The sequence below is a fragment of the Halomonas sp. BMC6 genome (assembly GCF_964204995.1).
In the GTDB taxonomy this organism is placed as follows: Bacteria; Pseudomonadota; Gammaproteobacteria; order Pseudomonadales; family Halomonadaceae; genus Vreelandella.
Genome location: NZ_CAXNSH010000001.1, coordinates 3,797,672 through 3,810,691 on the forward strand (window position 1 = coordinate 3,797,672; position 13,020 = coordinate 3,810,691).

Annotated in this window: 14 protein-coding genes and 1 tRNA gene; 5 read left to right on the forward strand and 10 right to left on the reverse strand. The window is 54.1% G+C overall.

Annotated features, from left to right (window positions below; translation table 11 throughout):
• Positions 1 to 58: 58 nt before the first annotated feature.
• From AB6K10_RS18265 to AB6K10_RS18275, 3 genes are all read right to left on the reverse strand, one after another.
• A complete protein-coding gene (locus AB6K10_RS18265; protein WP_239285467.1) occupies positions 59 to 253 on the reverse strand; it encodes a hypothetical protein in 195 nt (64 codons plus the stop codon).
• A gap of 124 nt (positions 254 to 377) precedes the next feature.
• Positions 378 to 1,346, reverse strand: coding sequence for a DUF932 domain-containing protein (locus tag AB6K10_RS18270; protein ID WP_219862285.1), 969 nt, complete (start codon positions 1,344 to 1,346; stop codon positions 378 to 380).
• 98 nt (positions 1,347 to 1,444) lie between these two features.
• On the reverse strand, positions 1,445 to 1,783 hold the full coding sequence (locus tag AB6K10_RS18275; protein WP_239285469.1) for a hypothetical protein: 339 nt from the start codon (positions 1,781 to 1,783) through the stop codon (positions 1,445 to 1,447).
• A gap of 648 nt (positions 1,784 to 2,431) precedes the next feature.
• Here AB6K10_RS18275 and AB6K10_RS18280 point away from each other — a divergent pair.
• Positions 2,432 to 3,118 (forward strand): inovirus-type Gp2 protein, encoded by a 687-nt coding sequence (locus AB6K10_RS18280; RefSeq protein WP_239285471.1) that lies wholly within the window; start codon positions 2,432 to 2,434, stop codon positions 3,116 to 3,118.
• Between the two features lie 479 nt (positions 3,119 to 3,597).
• Positions 3,598 to 4,275 (forward strand): DUF3987 domain-containing protein, encoded by a 678-nt coding sequence (locus AB6K10_RS18285; RefSeq protein ID WP_339119524.1) that lies wholly within the window; start codon positions 3,598 to 3,600, stop codon positions 4,273 to 4,275.
• A gap of 25 nt (positions 4,276 to 4,300) precedes the next feature.
• Here the strand turns inward: AB6K10_RS18285 and AB6K10_RS18290 are convergent, their stop codons facing one another.
• The 4 genes from AB6K10_RS18290 to AB6K10_RS18305 are packed head-to-tail and all read right to left on the reverse strand — an operon-like array spanning position 4,301 to position 6,878.
• Positions 4,301 to 4,570 (reverse strand): hypothetical protein, encoded by a 270-nt coding sequence (locus tag AB6K10_RS18290; protein WP_062375866.1) that lies wholly within the window; start codon positions 4,568 to 4,570, stop codon positions 4,301 to 4,303.
• Positions 4,560 to 6,221, reverse strand: a complete 1,662-nt coding sequence (locus AB6K10_RS18295) for an IS66 family transposase (protein WP_339118472.1) — start codon at positions 6,219 to 6,221, stop codon at positions 4,560 to 4,562. The genes AB6K10_RS18290 and AB6K10_RS18295 overlap by 11 nt, the downstream gene beginning before the upstream one ends.
• 28 nt (positions 6,222 to 6,249) lie before the next feature.
• Positions 6,250 to 6,594: an IS66 family insertion sequence element accessory protein TnpB gene (gene tnpB / locus AB6K10_RS18300; protein WP_044630870.1), complete on the reverse strand. Its 345-nt coding sequence runs from the start codon at positions 6,592 to 6,594 to the stop codon at positions 6,250 to 6,252.
• Positions 6,591 to 6,878: a hypothetical protein gene (locus tag AB6K10_RS18305; RefSeq protein ID WP_016915086.1), complete on the reverse strand. Its 288-nt coding sequence runs from the start codon at positions 6,876 to 6,878 to the stop codon at positions 6,591 to 6,593. Before AB6K10_RS18305 ends, tnpB begins: the two co-directional genes overlap by 4 nt.
• Positions 6,879 to 6,951: 73 nt before the next feature.
• Between AB6K10_RS18305 and AB6K10_RS18310 the strand changes: the two genes are divergently transcribed.
• Positions 6,952 to 7,752 (forward strand): DUF3987 domain-containing protein, encoded by an 801-nt coding sequence (locus AB6K10_RS18310; RefSeq protein WP_339119525.1) that lies wholly within the window; start codon positions 6,952 to 6,954, stop codon positions 7,750 to 7,752.
• 51 nt (positions 7,753 to 7,803) lie between these two features.
• Here the strand turns inward: AB6K10_RS18310 and AB6K10_RS18315 are convergent, their stop codons facing one another.
• Positions 7,804 to 8,883, reverse strand: coding sequence for a hypothetical protein (locus tag AB6K10_RS18315; RefSeq protein WP_239285475.1), 1,080 nt, complete (start codon positions 8,881 to 8,883; stop codon positions 7,804 to 7,806).
• Between the two features lie 448 nt (positions 8,884 to 9,331).
• Between AB6K10_RS18315 and AB6K10_RS18320 the strand changes: the two genes are divergently transcribed.
• Positions 9,332 to 10,330: an integrase gene (locus AB6K10_RS18320; RefSeq protein WP_339119526.1), complete on the forward strand. Its 999-nt coding sequence runs from the start codon at positions 9,332 to 9,334 to the stop codon at positions 10,328 to 10,330.
• A gap of 39 nt (positions 10,331 to 10,369) precedes the next feature.
• On the opposite strand, the gene AB6K10_RS18325 is transcribed toward AB6K10_RS18320, so the two are convergent.
• Positions 10,370 to 10,446, reverse strand: a tRNA-Ile gene (locus AB6K10_RS18325).
• Positions 10,447 to 10,584: 138 nt separating this feature from the next.
• Here AB6K10_RS18325 and AB6K10_RS18330 point away from each other — a divergent pair.
• The gene (locus tag AB6K10_RS18330) at positions 10,585 to 11,160 is read left to right on the forward strand and encodes a hypothetical protein (RefSeq protein WP_339119527.1); all 576 of its coding nucleotides are present in this window, start codon (positions 10,585 to 10,587) and stop codon (positions 11,158 to 11,160) included.
• 25 nt (positions 11,161 to 11,185) lie between these two features.
• Here the strand turns inward: AB6K10_RS18330 and AB6K10_RS18335 are convergent, their stop codons facing one another.
• Complete coding sequence (locus tag AB6K10_RS18335) at positions 11,186 to 12,961, reverse strand: ABC transporter ATP-binding protein (RefSeq protein WP_273682439.1); 1,776 nt, start codon at positions 12,959 to 12,961, stop codon at positions 11,186 to 11,188.
• Positions 12,962 to 13,020 lie beyond the last annotated feature (59 nt).

The following is a 13,020-nucleotide window of genomic DNA, read 5'->3' on the forward strand; positions in this document are numbered from 1 at the left end:
CACCTCCTTTTATGTGAATAGAGAAATGCGGGCTAGTCAGCCCTGTTCATGGGGTGTGTCATTTAACGAGCGCCGGAACGTCGGGTAAGTGACGCGCAATGTCAGCGGGATCGATACGCTCCAGGCGTATCTCCGCGCGATAAAACTCGCCCTGGGCGCACACCAGCGACGTTGCGTTGTGGGCGTCGTGCTCTAGCAGTTGTTTGGTTAGTCGAGTGAGCGCCATCTCAATGGCGTCGGAAATAAAGCTCATGCAGTTACCTCTCGGCATAAGCCTCACAGCAAAACGCCCAGCCTTTTCAGGGGCTGGGCGTCTATGCCGTGAGGGTTAGGATGATCATTAGGTGAATCGCTTGTGGGGGTGGGTGTATTGATGGTTAAGACACCAGCTGAAGGGCGGCATCTAAGGCCTCTTGTTTGAGCTGTGCCCCCTGACCAAACCAGGCTGAGTCCATACGGGTATCGTTACTGCGTGCCCGCTTGTCGTGATCGACGTACTCAGTCACGGCATTAAGCAGGCCCCAGGCCGTGTCTTTGGCGGTCACCAAGTGAGCTCCACGCCCTTCGCCGTGGTAGAGCTTCTGCACCTTGTTCAGCGCCCGGTAGTTGGGCAGTTTGGAGGGATCGTCCAGCGGCTTCTCGGCCCCACAAATCACCGACTGAAGATACTGCTGTGCTTCCTGCCGAGTAATTTTACGCTCCGCTAGGGTTTTCATCCGGTACATGAAGTCATTCCATTGCGACACCGAAATGCCTAACTGACGCTTCACGGCACGCGGATCAAACTCTGAACGATGGGGCACTTTCACCGCTTGCGACGTGCCATCGACGGCAATTTGCAGCGTGTTGTTGCACACCACCCGCACCGTGGTGGGCGTTGCCATGGTGGCAAGGGTGCCATCGCAGGAAGTGGCCAACAGCAAGTAGTCGTTGACCTCATCCTGACCTTTGAGTGACGTGCTTAAGCCGCTACGCGCCAGGGCCCAGAACTTACGTCCGCCTTTGAGCACGCCAGCGGTTTCTAGCTCATAACCGGCGTACTCGGTCAGGTCACGGTAAAACTCCAAAATCTCCTCGGGCTGCACCACCTTATAGCGCTGAGACACCACCGACAGCGGTGCTTTGGTATCTGAGCGGTAGAGCACCTTTTGCTCAGGGAACGAGTGAATGCTGCCCAGGTGACTAGCCCCTTCGGCAATAAAGCGCACCGGCGCTTCTTCGATATGCCAATTCATACCGGCCTGTTGCTGCCAGACCTCCAGCGGTTGATGACGAGACAGCTGTTGCCCCAGGCCATGCCAAGGGGTATCGCCTACGTAAGCCATGTGTTCAACGAGATGTGCCATGAGTCATTCTCCAGACATAAAAAAAGCGCCGACCAAAGGCCAGCGCGAGAAAGTGAATAGGCGGATCATTCGCCCCACACAGGGCGAACAACGATAGGTTAAGCGTTAGGTGCTAAAGGCGGATAGGCGTCGCGGTAGGTGCAGCCGCACGACAAGCATAACCATGGTGTTCCGCTACCTACTGGCAGCCACTGTTCAAACAATGAGGTGGCCATGCGCGAGCCGGTTTGGCCACCGACCACGGCCCCCATCATGGCGGCAGGCAGTTTTGCCAGTGGAAAGCGAGTCACCGCCAATGGCAATGGGCCGGTGACGGCGGTTGCGCGCCATGCGCCAATAGCACCGCCAATCAATGTGCTGCCTACCACGCTCACGCGTTGGGCAGTCTCCAGGTTCAGCAGGCGTGTTGATGCACAACGCTTACAGGGTAGGGACATATTGAAGCTCCTATGCAGCGGAAAAGGTTCCCGTGGGGTGGATGCATAGGAGTGATATAGGTCTGAATATTTTTTACTGGCGTGACTGATACTGTGAGCCTGAAAGCTTTCTTATTATCTCATTGATTAAATGGAATTATTTTTTTCATCTTCAGGGATAGTCCCTCAACACATCTATCACTGAACATCATGCCTCGAATGGTGCCGACACCACCATAAGAATAGGAATAATGACGGTAATAGTAATATGCAATAGCAAATTCATAACTAATAGTAATAAAGGTACTGAGGAGGTTGAGAAACAGATTTACCAGGGAGGAGGACTTTCGGAGGCTCCGACCATCCCATAAAAGAGGCCAGAGAAATGCTGTTCCTCACAGTATCAACAGGAAGGATCACACCGACAGCAACTTGATGGCGAATAACGCCATGACAATAAGGCCACCTCAGAAGATCGCCTTTCCAAAAGGCGATACACAGACAACCCTTCTACTGACCACCCCTTACAGCGCTGCGCTTCCTTATTCGCCCAAGGCCACCCCATGTAAGGGCATTGACGTTCACCCAATGACCATCAATCAAAGCCACCGCTTAACTGCGGAGAGTGCCGTGTACGCGTGTGTCATTAACTACATCTAAGAGACTCTCATGTTCACGAATAAACCAAAACGCCACCCTTACAACCCAAAGCTACGCCTCTATTACGATAGCTGGTACCAGGGGCTACCAGTTCAGCAGCGTCTACAGGGCCCTCAGATTGAGAACTATCTGGAGACCACTCTGCGGGTACTACAGCACACTACCTACGAGCAGAACCGAACCTTGGCGTTTCGCCTCGACCTGCGCTTCCCCCAAGCAATGCCAGTTGGGCCGATCCACGCTGACAACGCGTGCCTTAACCGGTTTTTTTATGCCTTGCGGAAGGAGCTTGAAGCGGCAGGCACCAAGTATCACACCGAAATCCGCTACCTGTGGGCCCGAGAGCAGGACACTAGCGACAAGCCTCACTACCATATGCAGTTATTGCTTAACTATGATGCCTTTTGTTCACTGGGGTGCTTCTCCCCCTCCTTCAGTGGTAAATACGAGCAGGGCAATCTCTACCACCGCTGCGTTAGGGCTTGGAGCTGGGCCATCAACTGGCCGATTTACGACATGGCTGGACTACTCCATGTCGCCACGGACAAGCTGACAAAGCAGCCCTATGTGTATCGAATGCACCGAAATGACGCGGAAACTTTTGCACAGGTTTTCTACGCAGCCTCCTATCTGAGCAAAGCCTACTCCAAGCCCATCGCCCAAAGAATCCGCTGTCACCAAGGCAGTAGCCGTTAAGTCTTTAATTGGACCCCATATTTGGATTATCTCTAAGTTGTTCCAAGCTCAGAACGTAATTCCATCACCCCCGTATCGACTGATTAAAGCAACGTCTTTACTCATTGGCATGTAGCGCGGCAAGCTAGAAACCTCCCATAAACCATCCATTATCAACTTAGTATATAAAGAAATAGAATATAAATTTTAACCACCCACACCCTGTAGGTGCTCATCGGTATGGGGCATAGCTCCTACTGCCAGTGTAAAAGCCGGTCATTTTGGCTATCCGTAGCCAAAATGACCGGCTAGATTGACTGTTTACCTTTAAATATTCAAAAACCTCGTCATTATTTTAATTCTTTTGTCAACCCCTCTGCTTATCCAGCCGTCTCGCTTGTAAGCAGCGCTAGTTTCACCACTTTCAACAAGCCTCACTCTCTTCACTGACACCGAAACAGGCTCGATGGAGCCCAACCACACGAATTAGGAGAGTGACAATGAGCTATCTCTTTTACCCGATACTGCCTGCCCCGGGCAGTTTCAATCCCCAACGCGTCGCATCAACTCTATTGTGGCGATCCAGCAATGAGCTCAGTCAGAATTGCCAGGCGTCGCAAGACCTCACCACTCTGACCCTGTTAGCAGGGGTCAGTATAGTGGCTCAGGGTCGCTACGATTTGAGGATGCCCTTTGGTGCGATCAAACCAATCTCTATCAACGTGCTAGGAGTTGCTGGCTCCGGCGAAGGTAAATCTCCGCTCTTCGACAAAGTGCTACACCCCATTCAAGAAGAACAGCGCAGGCAGCGCAAGGAGTGGCGCAAACAGCTGGATACCTATCAAGGGGAGCTAGAGGAGTGGCGAACCGAGGAGAAGGTGCTGACTCAATCAATCTATCGCAAACGGACCAAAGGCGGTACAGCGGAGCGTGAACGACAATTGCTGCAAGAGCTGCATCAACGCCGGCCCCAATTACCACGCGAGTTCCGGTTACTGTATGACGACACCTCACCAGAAGCACTCTTTTCAGGACTGGACAAAAGGGTGCCAAGCGCCGCGTTGGCGACAGACGAAGCGGAGCTATTCTTCAAGGGCCCTATGAATCGGGCACGCAGCCATATCAACTCCTTATGGAGCGGTGGTAGCACAATCATCACCAGGGCTACTAAAGAGTAAGCGTTCATCCTACGACGTAGTTGACCTACTTCACGTCACGCAGAGGCCTAAGTAACTCCGGCGAGACCTTGTACTGTTTCCTGCCTTCCTCGCCCAGCACGATCACACTCTTGCGGTTGATCTTGGTGACGATCCCCAACACCGGTCCTTCTCGGCCTTCGAAGGTCACTTTCAGACCAACCCGCAACCGACTCAAGGCTTGCAGGGTTTCCTGTTCTTGCAGTTCATCAATGCGCTGGCAGATGTACTGGTTCAGTTCCAGCAACTCGTCGATGCTCATGTCCTCAATGCGCATGGACGACCTCCACCGGTGTGAGTTGCGTGGCTTGTCGGTCCGGATGACGGGGATCGATCAGAGCCCGTAGCGGATTCTCGGCGAACCGGATTTTCCAGCGCCGCGGAGTCAGGTTCGCCACTTCACTGGCGGGATGCTGACTGACGCGTTGCAGCACGTCCACCAGGTAAGTGTAGGGGTTAATATCGTGCAGCTTGCAGGTGCTGATCAGGCTCTGGATGATGCCCAGGTGTTCCGCGCCCAGTTCGGTCCAGCAGAACATCCAGTTTTTCTTGCCCATTGGAATGGGGCGTAGCGCCCGTTCCAGGTGGTTGGTGTCTGGCTGCACGTCCGGGTTTTCCAGGAACACGGTCAGGCTCGCTTCGCGACCGAGCACGTAGTTCAGGGCCTTGGTCAGCGGGTCGCTGGGCACGAGGCCGCCTTGTGCCAACTGATCCCGGCACCACTGGAAGAAGCCGCTGACGACCGGCTTCGCATGGTCCAGCCGGTATTGGCGCTTCTTCTCGCCGGTGAGCTCCTTTTCCTTAATGGTATCTTCAATCTGGTACAGCTTCGCGATCTGTTGCAGGGCTTCGGTGGCCTTCTCAGGATGATCCTTTTGGGCCTCAACGAAGCAACGGCGACTATGCACCCAGCATTGAGCATGAGTAATACCTTTCTGGGCCGCGGCATAGCGGGCATATGCGGCATAACCATCGCTGATCAGAGTGCCACTGAATTGGTCGTTCAGAACCTGCTCGATGTGCAGTCGGCCCCGACTGTTCGAGTAGGTAAACACCACTTCGTCGTCATCACCGTATAGGGGCCAGAACCAGCCTGTTTTCATCTTGCCTTTCTGCGGGCCTGCCCGGCCCTGGTGGCCCGCTTTGATGGGTGTTTCGTCCATGGCCAGCACCCGGCTGCGCAGCACGTTGTCGGTCTGGGCGTCCACAATGGGCCGAAGCAGGTCGATGGCCCGCTTCACCAGGTTCGTCAGGGTGCTGCGGCTGAGGGTAATACCCGCTTGTTGAATGCGCTGGTGCTGGCGATACAGCGGCAGGTGGAACTGGAACTTGTCCACCAGCAACCCGGCCAGCAGGCTGACATCGGCCAGGCTGTTGTCCAGCACGTTGAACGGGGCTGGCGTCGTCACAGGTTTTGAGTCAGTGCCCTTACGACGGAACACCGGGCGTTCGCATTTGAGCACCACATAGCTGGAGGCGCGCTGGGCCAGGCGATAAGTCGTTTTAGTGCCAATGATGTCGTACTGGTCGGCGTCCGGACCGGTCAGCTCCGGTGGCAGGTGTTCAATGACTTCCACCGGCACCCCGGCAGTAAAGCGCAGGCCAGTGTCGTTCAGACAATCGTCGTCCCGCTGCTTCTTGCCGGTGCCGCGCTGGTAAGCCTTAATAGTGCGTTTTTCTTCATCGGCAGGCTGTTCCGGTCGCGGTGCCTCCTCTGGCTGGAACAAGCTGTCCTGCCCGGGCAGATCGACCACCTGCTTCTCGGATTTGGGGCCGAACAGCTGCTTCTTGAACCAGTCTAACTGGTGTTTCAACTGCCGAATGGATTCCGCCTGGGCCTCCAACTGCTCCCGCAACAGTGCATTCTCCTCGGCCAGAGCCGAGGAGGAAAGTGTACCGGGAGAAGAAGCTGAAGCCGTTGAATTCATGGCCGATATTATACCGGAACTCTGTCTTCTATACCCCTCGAAAACGCTTGAACTGGCGGTATTTCTGCACCTCAATGCCGTCAATCAGCAGCTGCAAATCCGTCAGGGTCAGGGTTCGCTGACCGGAGGCGGATAACGGCACCCGGAACTGGCCCTGCTCCAGGCGCTTGGCCCACAGACAGTAACCGGTGGCGGTAAAGTAGAGCATCTTCATCTGGGTCTTACGGCGATTGACGAAGACAAAATACTGACCGCTGAGGGGGTCGTGCTTCAATTGATTCCGAACCAGGGCGCTCAGGCCCCGGAACGATTTGCGCATGTCGGTGGGCTCGGTGCACAGCCAGATGCGCGCCTGGCTATCGAGCCCGATCATCCGTTCTGGCTCAGCCGCAGTTCGACGCCGTTGCCCAGGCTCAGCACAATGTTCCAGCCTGGGCCGGACTGCGCCGCACCCATCAGAGAGGACAGGTCCAGAAAACCGGCTTCGCCGGAATCCGCTGAGTCACCGGCCGCCTGATCGGACAGGCGCTTGCGCCAGTTACAGAAACTGGCGTAGCCGATGTTCTCTTGTTTGCAGAACTTCGAAGCTGACAGACCACTGTCACGCTGCTGATTGACCAGAGCCTGCCACTGTTCGGGTGTGCGGTGCTTTCTCATGGGGGTAACCTCGTGTTGGAAAGTGTGAGGTTACTGTAGGGCGATTTTCAGCAGGGTGGCAGAACGTCGTGGAATGAACGCTTACACTAAAGAAGATATTGCCTTAGATGATGTCCGCCTGATGCTGCTACTGATGGTGCAGCCCGGCATCCTGGACAATTACATAGAAGCACAGGGTCGACAGGCAAGAGACTCCGGCATGCTCGCTCGCTTTCTCGTCTGTGCACCGCTACCGACTCGCGGTCAACGGCTCCACTCGCAACCGTCCTCCTCGACATGGGATGCTTGGGAACAAGCTGAAGTACGCCTGACCACTCTGATGCGGGAGAACCTGATCCTGACAAACGAACCAGACACACCAAGAGAGGTACTTGAATTTACGCAAGAAGGTGCAGCCTGCTGGATACAGATGGCCAATGAGATCGAGCAACAGATGCGCCCCGGGGGATACTTTGAAGCGTGTCCCGACCATGGCTCGAAGCTGGCGGAAAACGTGGCTCGCATCGCGGCATTGATCCACTTGCTCGAGGATTATGACGGGGGTATCACACAAGAGACAGTGTTGATGGCAATGGATATCAGCCTCTATTACTCTGGCCACTTCATGCAGGTTTTCATGCCACCTCCACAAGAGGAGCAAGATGCTCAGCGGCTAAACGAGTGGTTCAATGAGCTGAGGCAATTCAACTGGCGTATTATTCGGTACAACGAAGTGCGTCAACGCGGTCCACGCCCGTTGCGTGATAAGAAGCGGCTCAAAGCAGCGCTTGATGTGCTGCTTAACCATCAGCAAGTGGCTGTTTTTACTCTCAACCGAACCCGCCACATCGACATCGCTCCTTGGCTGGGTCCGCAGAACCCGAGCATTTACTGACATTCGTGGTTTATTGCCGCCCAGCTGGGTTGGGCGGCAAGTACAATTACATCATTTGTCTTCTTCAGGCACCTGCAGCACGGCTTGCCAAGACACCGCTTCGGGCAACCGACCAAGGCAGGCCTGGAGGTTATCAATATCAGAAATCGAAAGAACCAGATCTAGCCCTTCATCTGGCAATTCACCGAAACGTTGCTCTAACACATTTATTAGAGCGAATTGAAACCCTTCTCTTTGACCTTGCTCGCGTATCAGCTCTGCATCTTCACACCTGCTATCGTCACTACTAGACTTACTGTTCCTTTCTGAAAGGCCTTGAAGTTTCAATCTTGAACGCATTTGACTTTCGCTAACACCTTCACTCTTACTACGTTTCTTTATTAATACATCTAGAACTTCTCCTTGAAACTTATCAAGCCCACCGCCCCAGCTAAAAATAGGAATTCTCTTATTAATCTCGTAAATTTTTTCTGCCCACTCATCTACTACTGCTGTAACATTCCGCTCAACTCGGCTTGGCGCCTTTGGATCTGAGATCATCAATCCTTTTATCATGACTTCTAGAAGTTTCCGCTGATCTTTTTCTGAAGCAGATCGTGATCGTGAGTGCCCACCTTTGGCCGCTCGAATGGTATAAGTCTCCTTCCTAACATTTTCCAAAACATCTAATGCGGCCAAGTGCCGATGCGATTCAACGAGCCAGCTTATCATGAGCTGAAAGGACTCAGCTGATTGTTTTAAAAAAGGTTCTTCAGGGTATACTAGCGAGGTTTTTACATTTCTATTGAACTCCTCCAAAACTGCAACAGCATATCGCATCGCTTGGTCAGCACAGAGCCTCCGAAACTCAACACCTTTAACTTCATACTGATTAAACTCGATAGCTTGATATAACTTACGATCCTTAAAACGGATATCAACGATACTTTTCTCAAGCTTTGATAAGTATTCTTCTCGCTTATTTTCATCGAAAATACTTAAACGCTTGAAAGCCTGATTGACAACTTTCTGCGCACAAGCACCTAACTCTTGGAAAACCCAAAACATAGCCCCGATCGACTTAGGGCGCAATATCTCTTCCCCAGGCCTCTCATCACCTACCATATTTAGCCCCATCTCATCCCCACGCATAAAACACCACCTAATCATTACCAAAGTTTAAGCAGACCAAAAATCAATGCGAACTAGAAAACTCTTTATTCAGCCTTAGACGCATCCACCTAATCGATTCAGAGCAGCTCCTCAAGCGACTCACGATCCACGGCTCACGACTCACTAAAAAAGTCAACACCTCTGCTTGTCTAAAAAACTGTCGCTTAGCAGACAGTATGAAAAAGCCAAGACTTTTCGCAATCATATTTTCGTCAACTTCTTCAGTGGCGAGGATACTTATGGCCAGATCGCTAATAAAACCAGAGCAGGTAGCAGAGCAGTTGGGTATGAGCCTGAGCTGGGTATACGAGCACAAGCAAGACATCGGATTCGTTCAATTTGGGAGCGCTGTGCGCTTTGATCAGCAAGAGGTTGAGGAGTACGCTAGGAACTGCAGGCGCGGTCCTCAGCGTAAGGAGGATCGAAAATGGGATACACCGTCTCACAAAGGAAAGATCGTGGCACGTGGATCGTGCGCGCCAGGGTCAACGGCCAGCGTACTCAACGAACTTTTCGCACAGAAGGAGAAGCGAGGCAGTACGCGTTAAAGGCAGAAGCCCAGCGCCAAGAAGATGAGTTTAATGGTGTTATGGGCCGCAAGCCCAAATACACCTTCTCAGAGGGGCTGCAACGGATGGTCAGCGAATATGACGTTCGCTCTCAGAAGCAGCACATCCTATTGGTCGCTAGGTGGATGGATGAGCATGCTCCAGGCGTCATCATCGGCCAGGAACTGCTAGACGCGGCTCGTAGGATGCAGAAGGCTCTGAAAGAAAAGGGATTGGCACAGTCGACCATCAACAACCGCATACAGGCTGTCAAGCGAGTGCTCTCGCTATCGTATCGCGAATGGGATTGGATAGACTTGCCACTTGACGGCAAGCTACGCAAGCCCTCGCCTAAAAACGAGCGCCACGTTTACCTTTCTGAATTAGAACTTGCTGAGCTACTAGAAGCGGTACCACCACGATACGAAGTCGAACGGAAGGTGATTTTGTTAGCCATGCTGACAGGGATGAGACGTGGCGAGCTGATGGCGTTAGAGCCGGGGAATGTTTACAACGGCCGGATTGTTCTCAAACCACACCAAACGAAAAACGGCAAACCAAGGGTCATCCCGCTTTCCGAAGAAGCGATACCGCTGCTTGAAAGCTTACCGTTTGATACAACGGGGGATAGAGTCAGGGGAGCGTTTGAGAGAGCACGCGAAGCTATTGGACGGCCAGACATCCGTTTTCACGATATGCGGCATTGCTATGCTTCGTTGCTAGCCAGCAAGGGGGAATCACTAACGAGTATCAGGGATTTGTTGGGGCACTCATCGCTGACTGTGACCAGCCGATATGCTCATGCTGATCCGACACGATGGGATAGCGTGGTTGCCAGATTGCCGCGCATTAGCAACCAAATGGCAACCAAGCACTGACAGAAACAAGCTCTAATCTCTGTAACCAATTGATTTCATTGGTGGGCCCAGTAGGACTTGAACCTACGACCAAGGGATTATGAGTCCCCTGCTCTAACCAACTGAGCTATAGGCCCGAAAAGCGTGCATATAATAGCGAATGTGAGGGAGCGAGGCTACCCCTTGGGGCGCTATCTTAAGGCGTGATCGGCATTTTTTCGGCACTAATTGGCGGCGCTGGGGTCTGGTGGTGAATGCTTCTATGGAGAATCGCTTTGAAAGCTTTGATGGCTCTTTTCCCGCTGCTGTTAGCGTTGCCGGTGCAGGCGGATTGGCAGCTTGATCCTGGCGAGTCCCAGGTGCGGGCGTCGATTACCCAATTGGATGGTGAGGCCCCGCAAACCCATCACCATCAAGTGAGCAATTTGCAGGGTGATATTTCGGCCGATGGCACGCTGCGCCTGCCGCTGCGCTTGAGCCAAACCGACCTGCTCAGTCGCTTTGGAGAGCTGCCGCCGTGGGTGGGCTTGCTGGCGAACACCACGCTGGTGACGCTGGTGGCGCAAATGCCGCCGGAGCGGTTAGACGGCTTGGATATTGGCGAGTCGATGGTGGAAACCCTCACCTTTCGGGTGCAAACCGACCTGATTAACCAAGAAGAGGCGGTGCCACTGCGCTTTACCCGCGAAGGGTTAAACGAGGTGCGCGTGACCCACGCCGAACCCATGGCGCTGGATGGCAACGCGCTGATGGCCAACAGCACGGTACGCACCGTACTGTCGATGTTGGGCTACCAGCAGATCGATGAGCATGTGCCCGTCACGCTAAATGCGCTGCTGGTGAACCGTTAACGTTAGCTTAGCCATTTATGGGTATTTAGTGGCTAAGCGCTTCAACATCGCCTGCTTGGGCGGCCCCGGTTTGTACCCGCCACTGGGCAGCGTAGTGGCCGTCAGCGTCTAGCAGGCTGGCATGGGTGCCGCGCTCGGCCACTTGGCCTTTTTCGATCACCACAATCTCATCGGCGTGCACAATGGTGGAAAGCCGGTGGGCAATCATAATCACCGTGCGGCCGTGGGCGATGCGTTTTAGCGAGCGCTGAATGGCCGCTTCGGTTTCGTTATCCACCGCGCTGGTGGCTTCATCCAGCACCAGAATCGGTGGGTCTTTTAACAGCGCCCGCGCCAGAGAAAGCCGCTGGCGTTGGCCGCCAGAAAGTCGCACACCCCGCTCGCCCACCGGTGTATCCAGCCCTTGGGGCAGCGTTTCGATAAAGCTCCAGGCTTCGGCGGTTTTAGCGGCGTCGATAATCGCGGCATCGTTGGCATCCGGCTGGCCGTAGGCGATGTTGTCGCGAATGCTGCCTTCAAACAGATACACGTCCTGGCTGACCAGGCCAATCGCTTGACGAAGTGAGTGCATACTTACGTCGGTGATCGGCTGGCCATCTACCAACACACGGCCGCTGGCGGGGTCGTAGAAGCGCAGCAGCAGTTTGATCAACGTCGATTTACCCGAGCCGGTGGCCCCCACTAGCGCCAGCGTATTGCCAGCGGGAACGTGTAGATCAACGCCGTTCACGCCTACTTGGCTAGCCTCATATTGGAAACTCACCGCTTCGAAACGCACGTCGCCTTTTACCGGGGCAGCCAAGGGCGTGGTGCTGTCGTCCTTTACGGTAATCGGCACTTCGAGCAAATCCAGAATCCGTTTGGTGCTGGCCATGGCGCGCTCGAACAGGTCAATCACCTGGGCAAGGCCGGTGAGCGGCCACAGCAGGCGTTGGGTCAGAAACACCAGCACGCCGTAAGCGCCCACGTTGAGGCTGCCGTTCAGCGCCATCATGCCACCAACAGTAAAGGTGGCGAGAAAGCCCGCCAAAATCGCCATGCGGATAACCGGAATAAACGCAGAACTGACTTTAATCGCGCGACGGTTGGCTTCCACATAGGCTTCACTGGCATCCCGCAGCCGCTCGGCTTCCCGCGCTTCACTGGTGAAGCTTTTAATCGTAGCGATACCGCTGAGATTGTTGGAGAGACGGCTGGCAAGGTCGCCTACTTTTTCGCGCACGTCGCTGTACAGCGGCCCGGCTTTGCGCTGGAAGAAGAACGCGCCCCAAACGATCAGCGGAATCGGCGTAAACGCTAGCAGCGCGATGAGCGGAGAAAGCACGAAGAACACCGCGCCTACGGCCACCACCGTGACCACTACTTGAATCAGCGCGTTGGCACCGCCATCCAGAAAGCGCTCTAGCTGGTTGACGTCATCGTTCATGGTGGCCACTAGCTGACCGGAGCTTTTCGATTCAAAAAACGCCATGTCGAGGCGCTGGGCGTGCTCGTAAGTGTCTTGGCGCATATCCGCTTGCAGCCGCTGGGCTAGGTTGCGCCAGAGAATCTGGAACAGGTACTCAAACAGCGACTCCCCCGCCCAAATAAAGAAGGTGAGCACCGCCAAAATGGTGATCTGCTCTTGAGGCGATTCAAACCCCAGCCGCGCCACAAAGCTGTTTTCCTGGTTCACCACCACATCGATCGCCACGCCAATCAGAATTTCCGGGGCGATATCGAACAGCTTGTTGATGATCGAGCACATCGTGGCGGTGATAATCTGCCGTCGATAGCCTTTGGCGTAGCGCAGCAGGCGCATTAAGGCGTGAAAGCTTTGATTGACGGACGCTTTGTCAGCGGGGGTCGGGGAAGAAGCCA

What these genes read in the sequence shown, in the direction of transcription:
- AB6K10_RS18290 (WP_062375866.1), bottom strand. Translation starts at nt 4,570, where the DNA reads ATGCGCATTGAGGACATGAGCATCGACGAGTTGCTGGAACTGAACCAG.
- tnpB (WP_044630870.1), bottom strand. Translation starts at nt 6,594, where the DNA reads ATGATCGGGCTCGATAGCCAGGCGCGCATCTGGCTGTGCACCGAGCCC.
- AB6K10_RS18275 (WP_239285469.1), bottom strand. Translation starts at nt 1,783, where the DNA reads ATGTCCCTACCCTGTAAGCGTTGTGCATCAACACGCCTGCTGAACCTG.
- AB6K10_RS18335 (WP_273682439.1), bottom strand. Translation starts at nt 12,961, where the DNA reads ATGCGCCTGCTGCGCTACGCCAAAGGCTATCGACGGCAGATTATCACC.
- AB6K10_RS18280 (WP_239285471.1), top strand. Translation starts at nt 2,432, where the DNA reads ATGTTCACGAATAAACCAAAACGCCACCCTTACAACCCAAAGCTACGC.
- AB6K10_RS18295 (WP_339118472.1), bottom strand. Translation starts at nt 6,221, where the DNA reads ATGAATTCAACGGCTTCAGCTTCTTCTCCCGGTACACTTTCCTCCTCG.
- AB6K10_RS18320 (WP_339119526.1), top strand. Translation starts at nt 9,332, where the DNA reads ATGGGATACACCGTCTCACAAAGGAAAGATCGTGGCACGTGGATCGTG.
- AB6K10_RS18270 (WP_219862285.1), bottom strand. Translation starts at nt 1,346, where the DNA reads ATGGCACATCTCGTTGAACACATGGCTTACGTAGGCGATACCCCTTGG.
- AB6K10_RS18310 (WP_339119525.1), top strand. Translation starts at nt 6,952, where the DNA reads ATGAACGCTTACACTAAAGAAGATATTGCCTTAGATGATGTCCGCCTG.
- AB6K10_RS18285 (WP_339119524.1), top strand. Translation starts at nt 3,598, where the DNA reads ATGAGCTATCTCTTTTACCCGATACTGCCTGCCCCGGGCAGTTTCAAT.
- AB6K10_RS18315 (WP_239285475.1), bottom strand. Translation starts at nt 8,883, where the DNA reads ATGCGTGGGGATGAGATGGGGCTAAATATGGTAGGTGATGAGAGGCCT.
- AB6K10_RS18305 (WP_016915086.1), bottom strand. Translation starts at nt 6,878, where the DNA reads ATGAGAAAGCACCGCACACCCGAACAGTGGCAGGCTCTGGTCAATCAG.
- AB6K10_RS18265 (WP_239285467.1), bottom strand. Translation starts at nt 253, where the DNA reads ATGAGCTTTATTTCCGACGCCATTGAGATGGCGCTCACTCGACTAACC.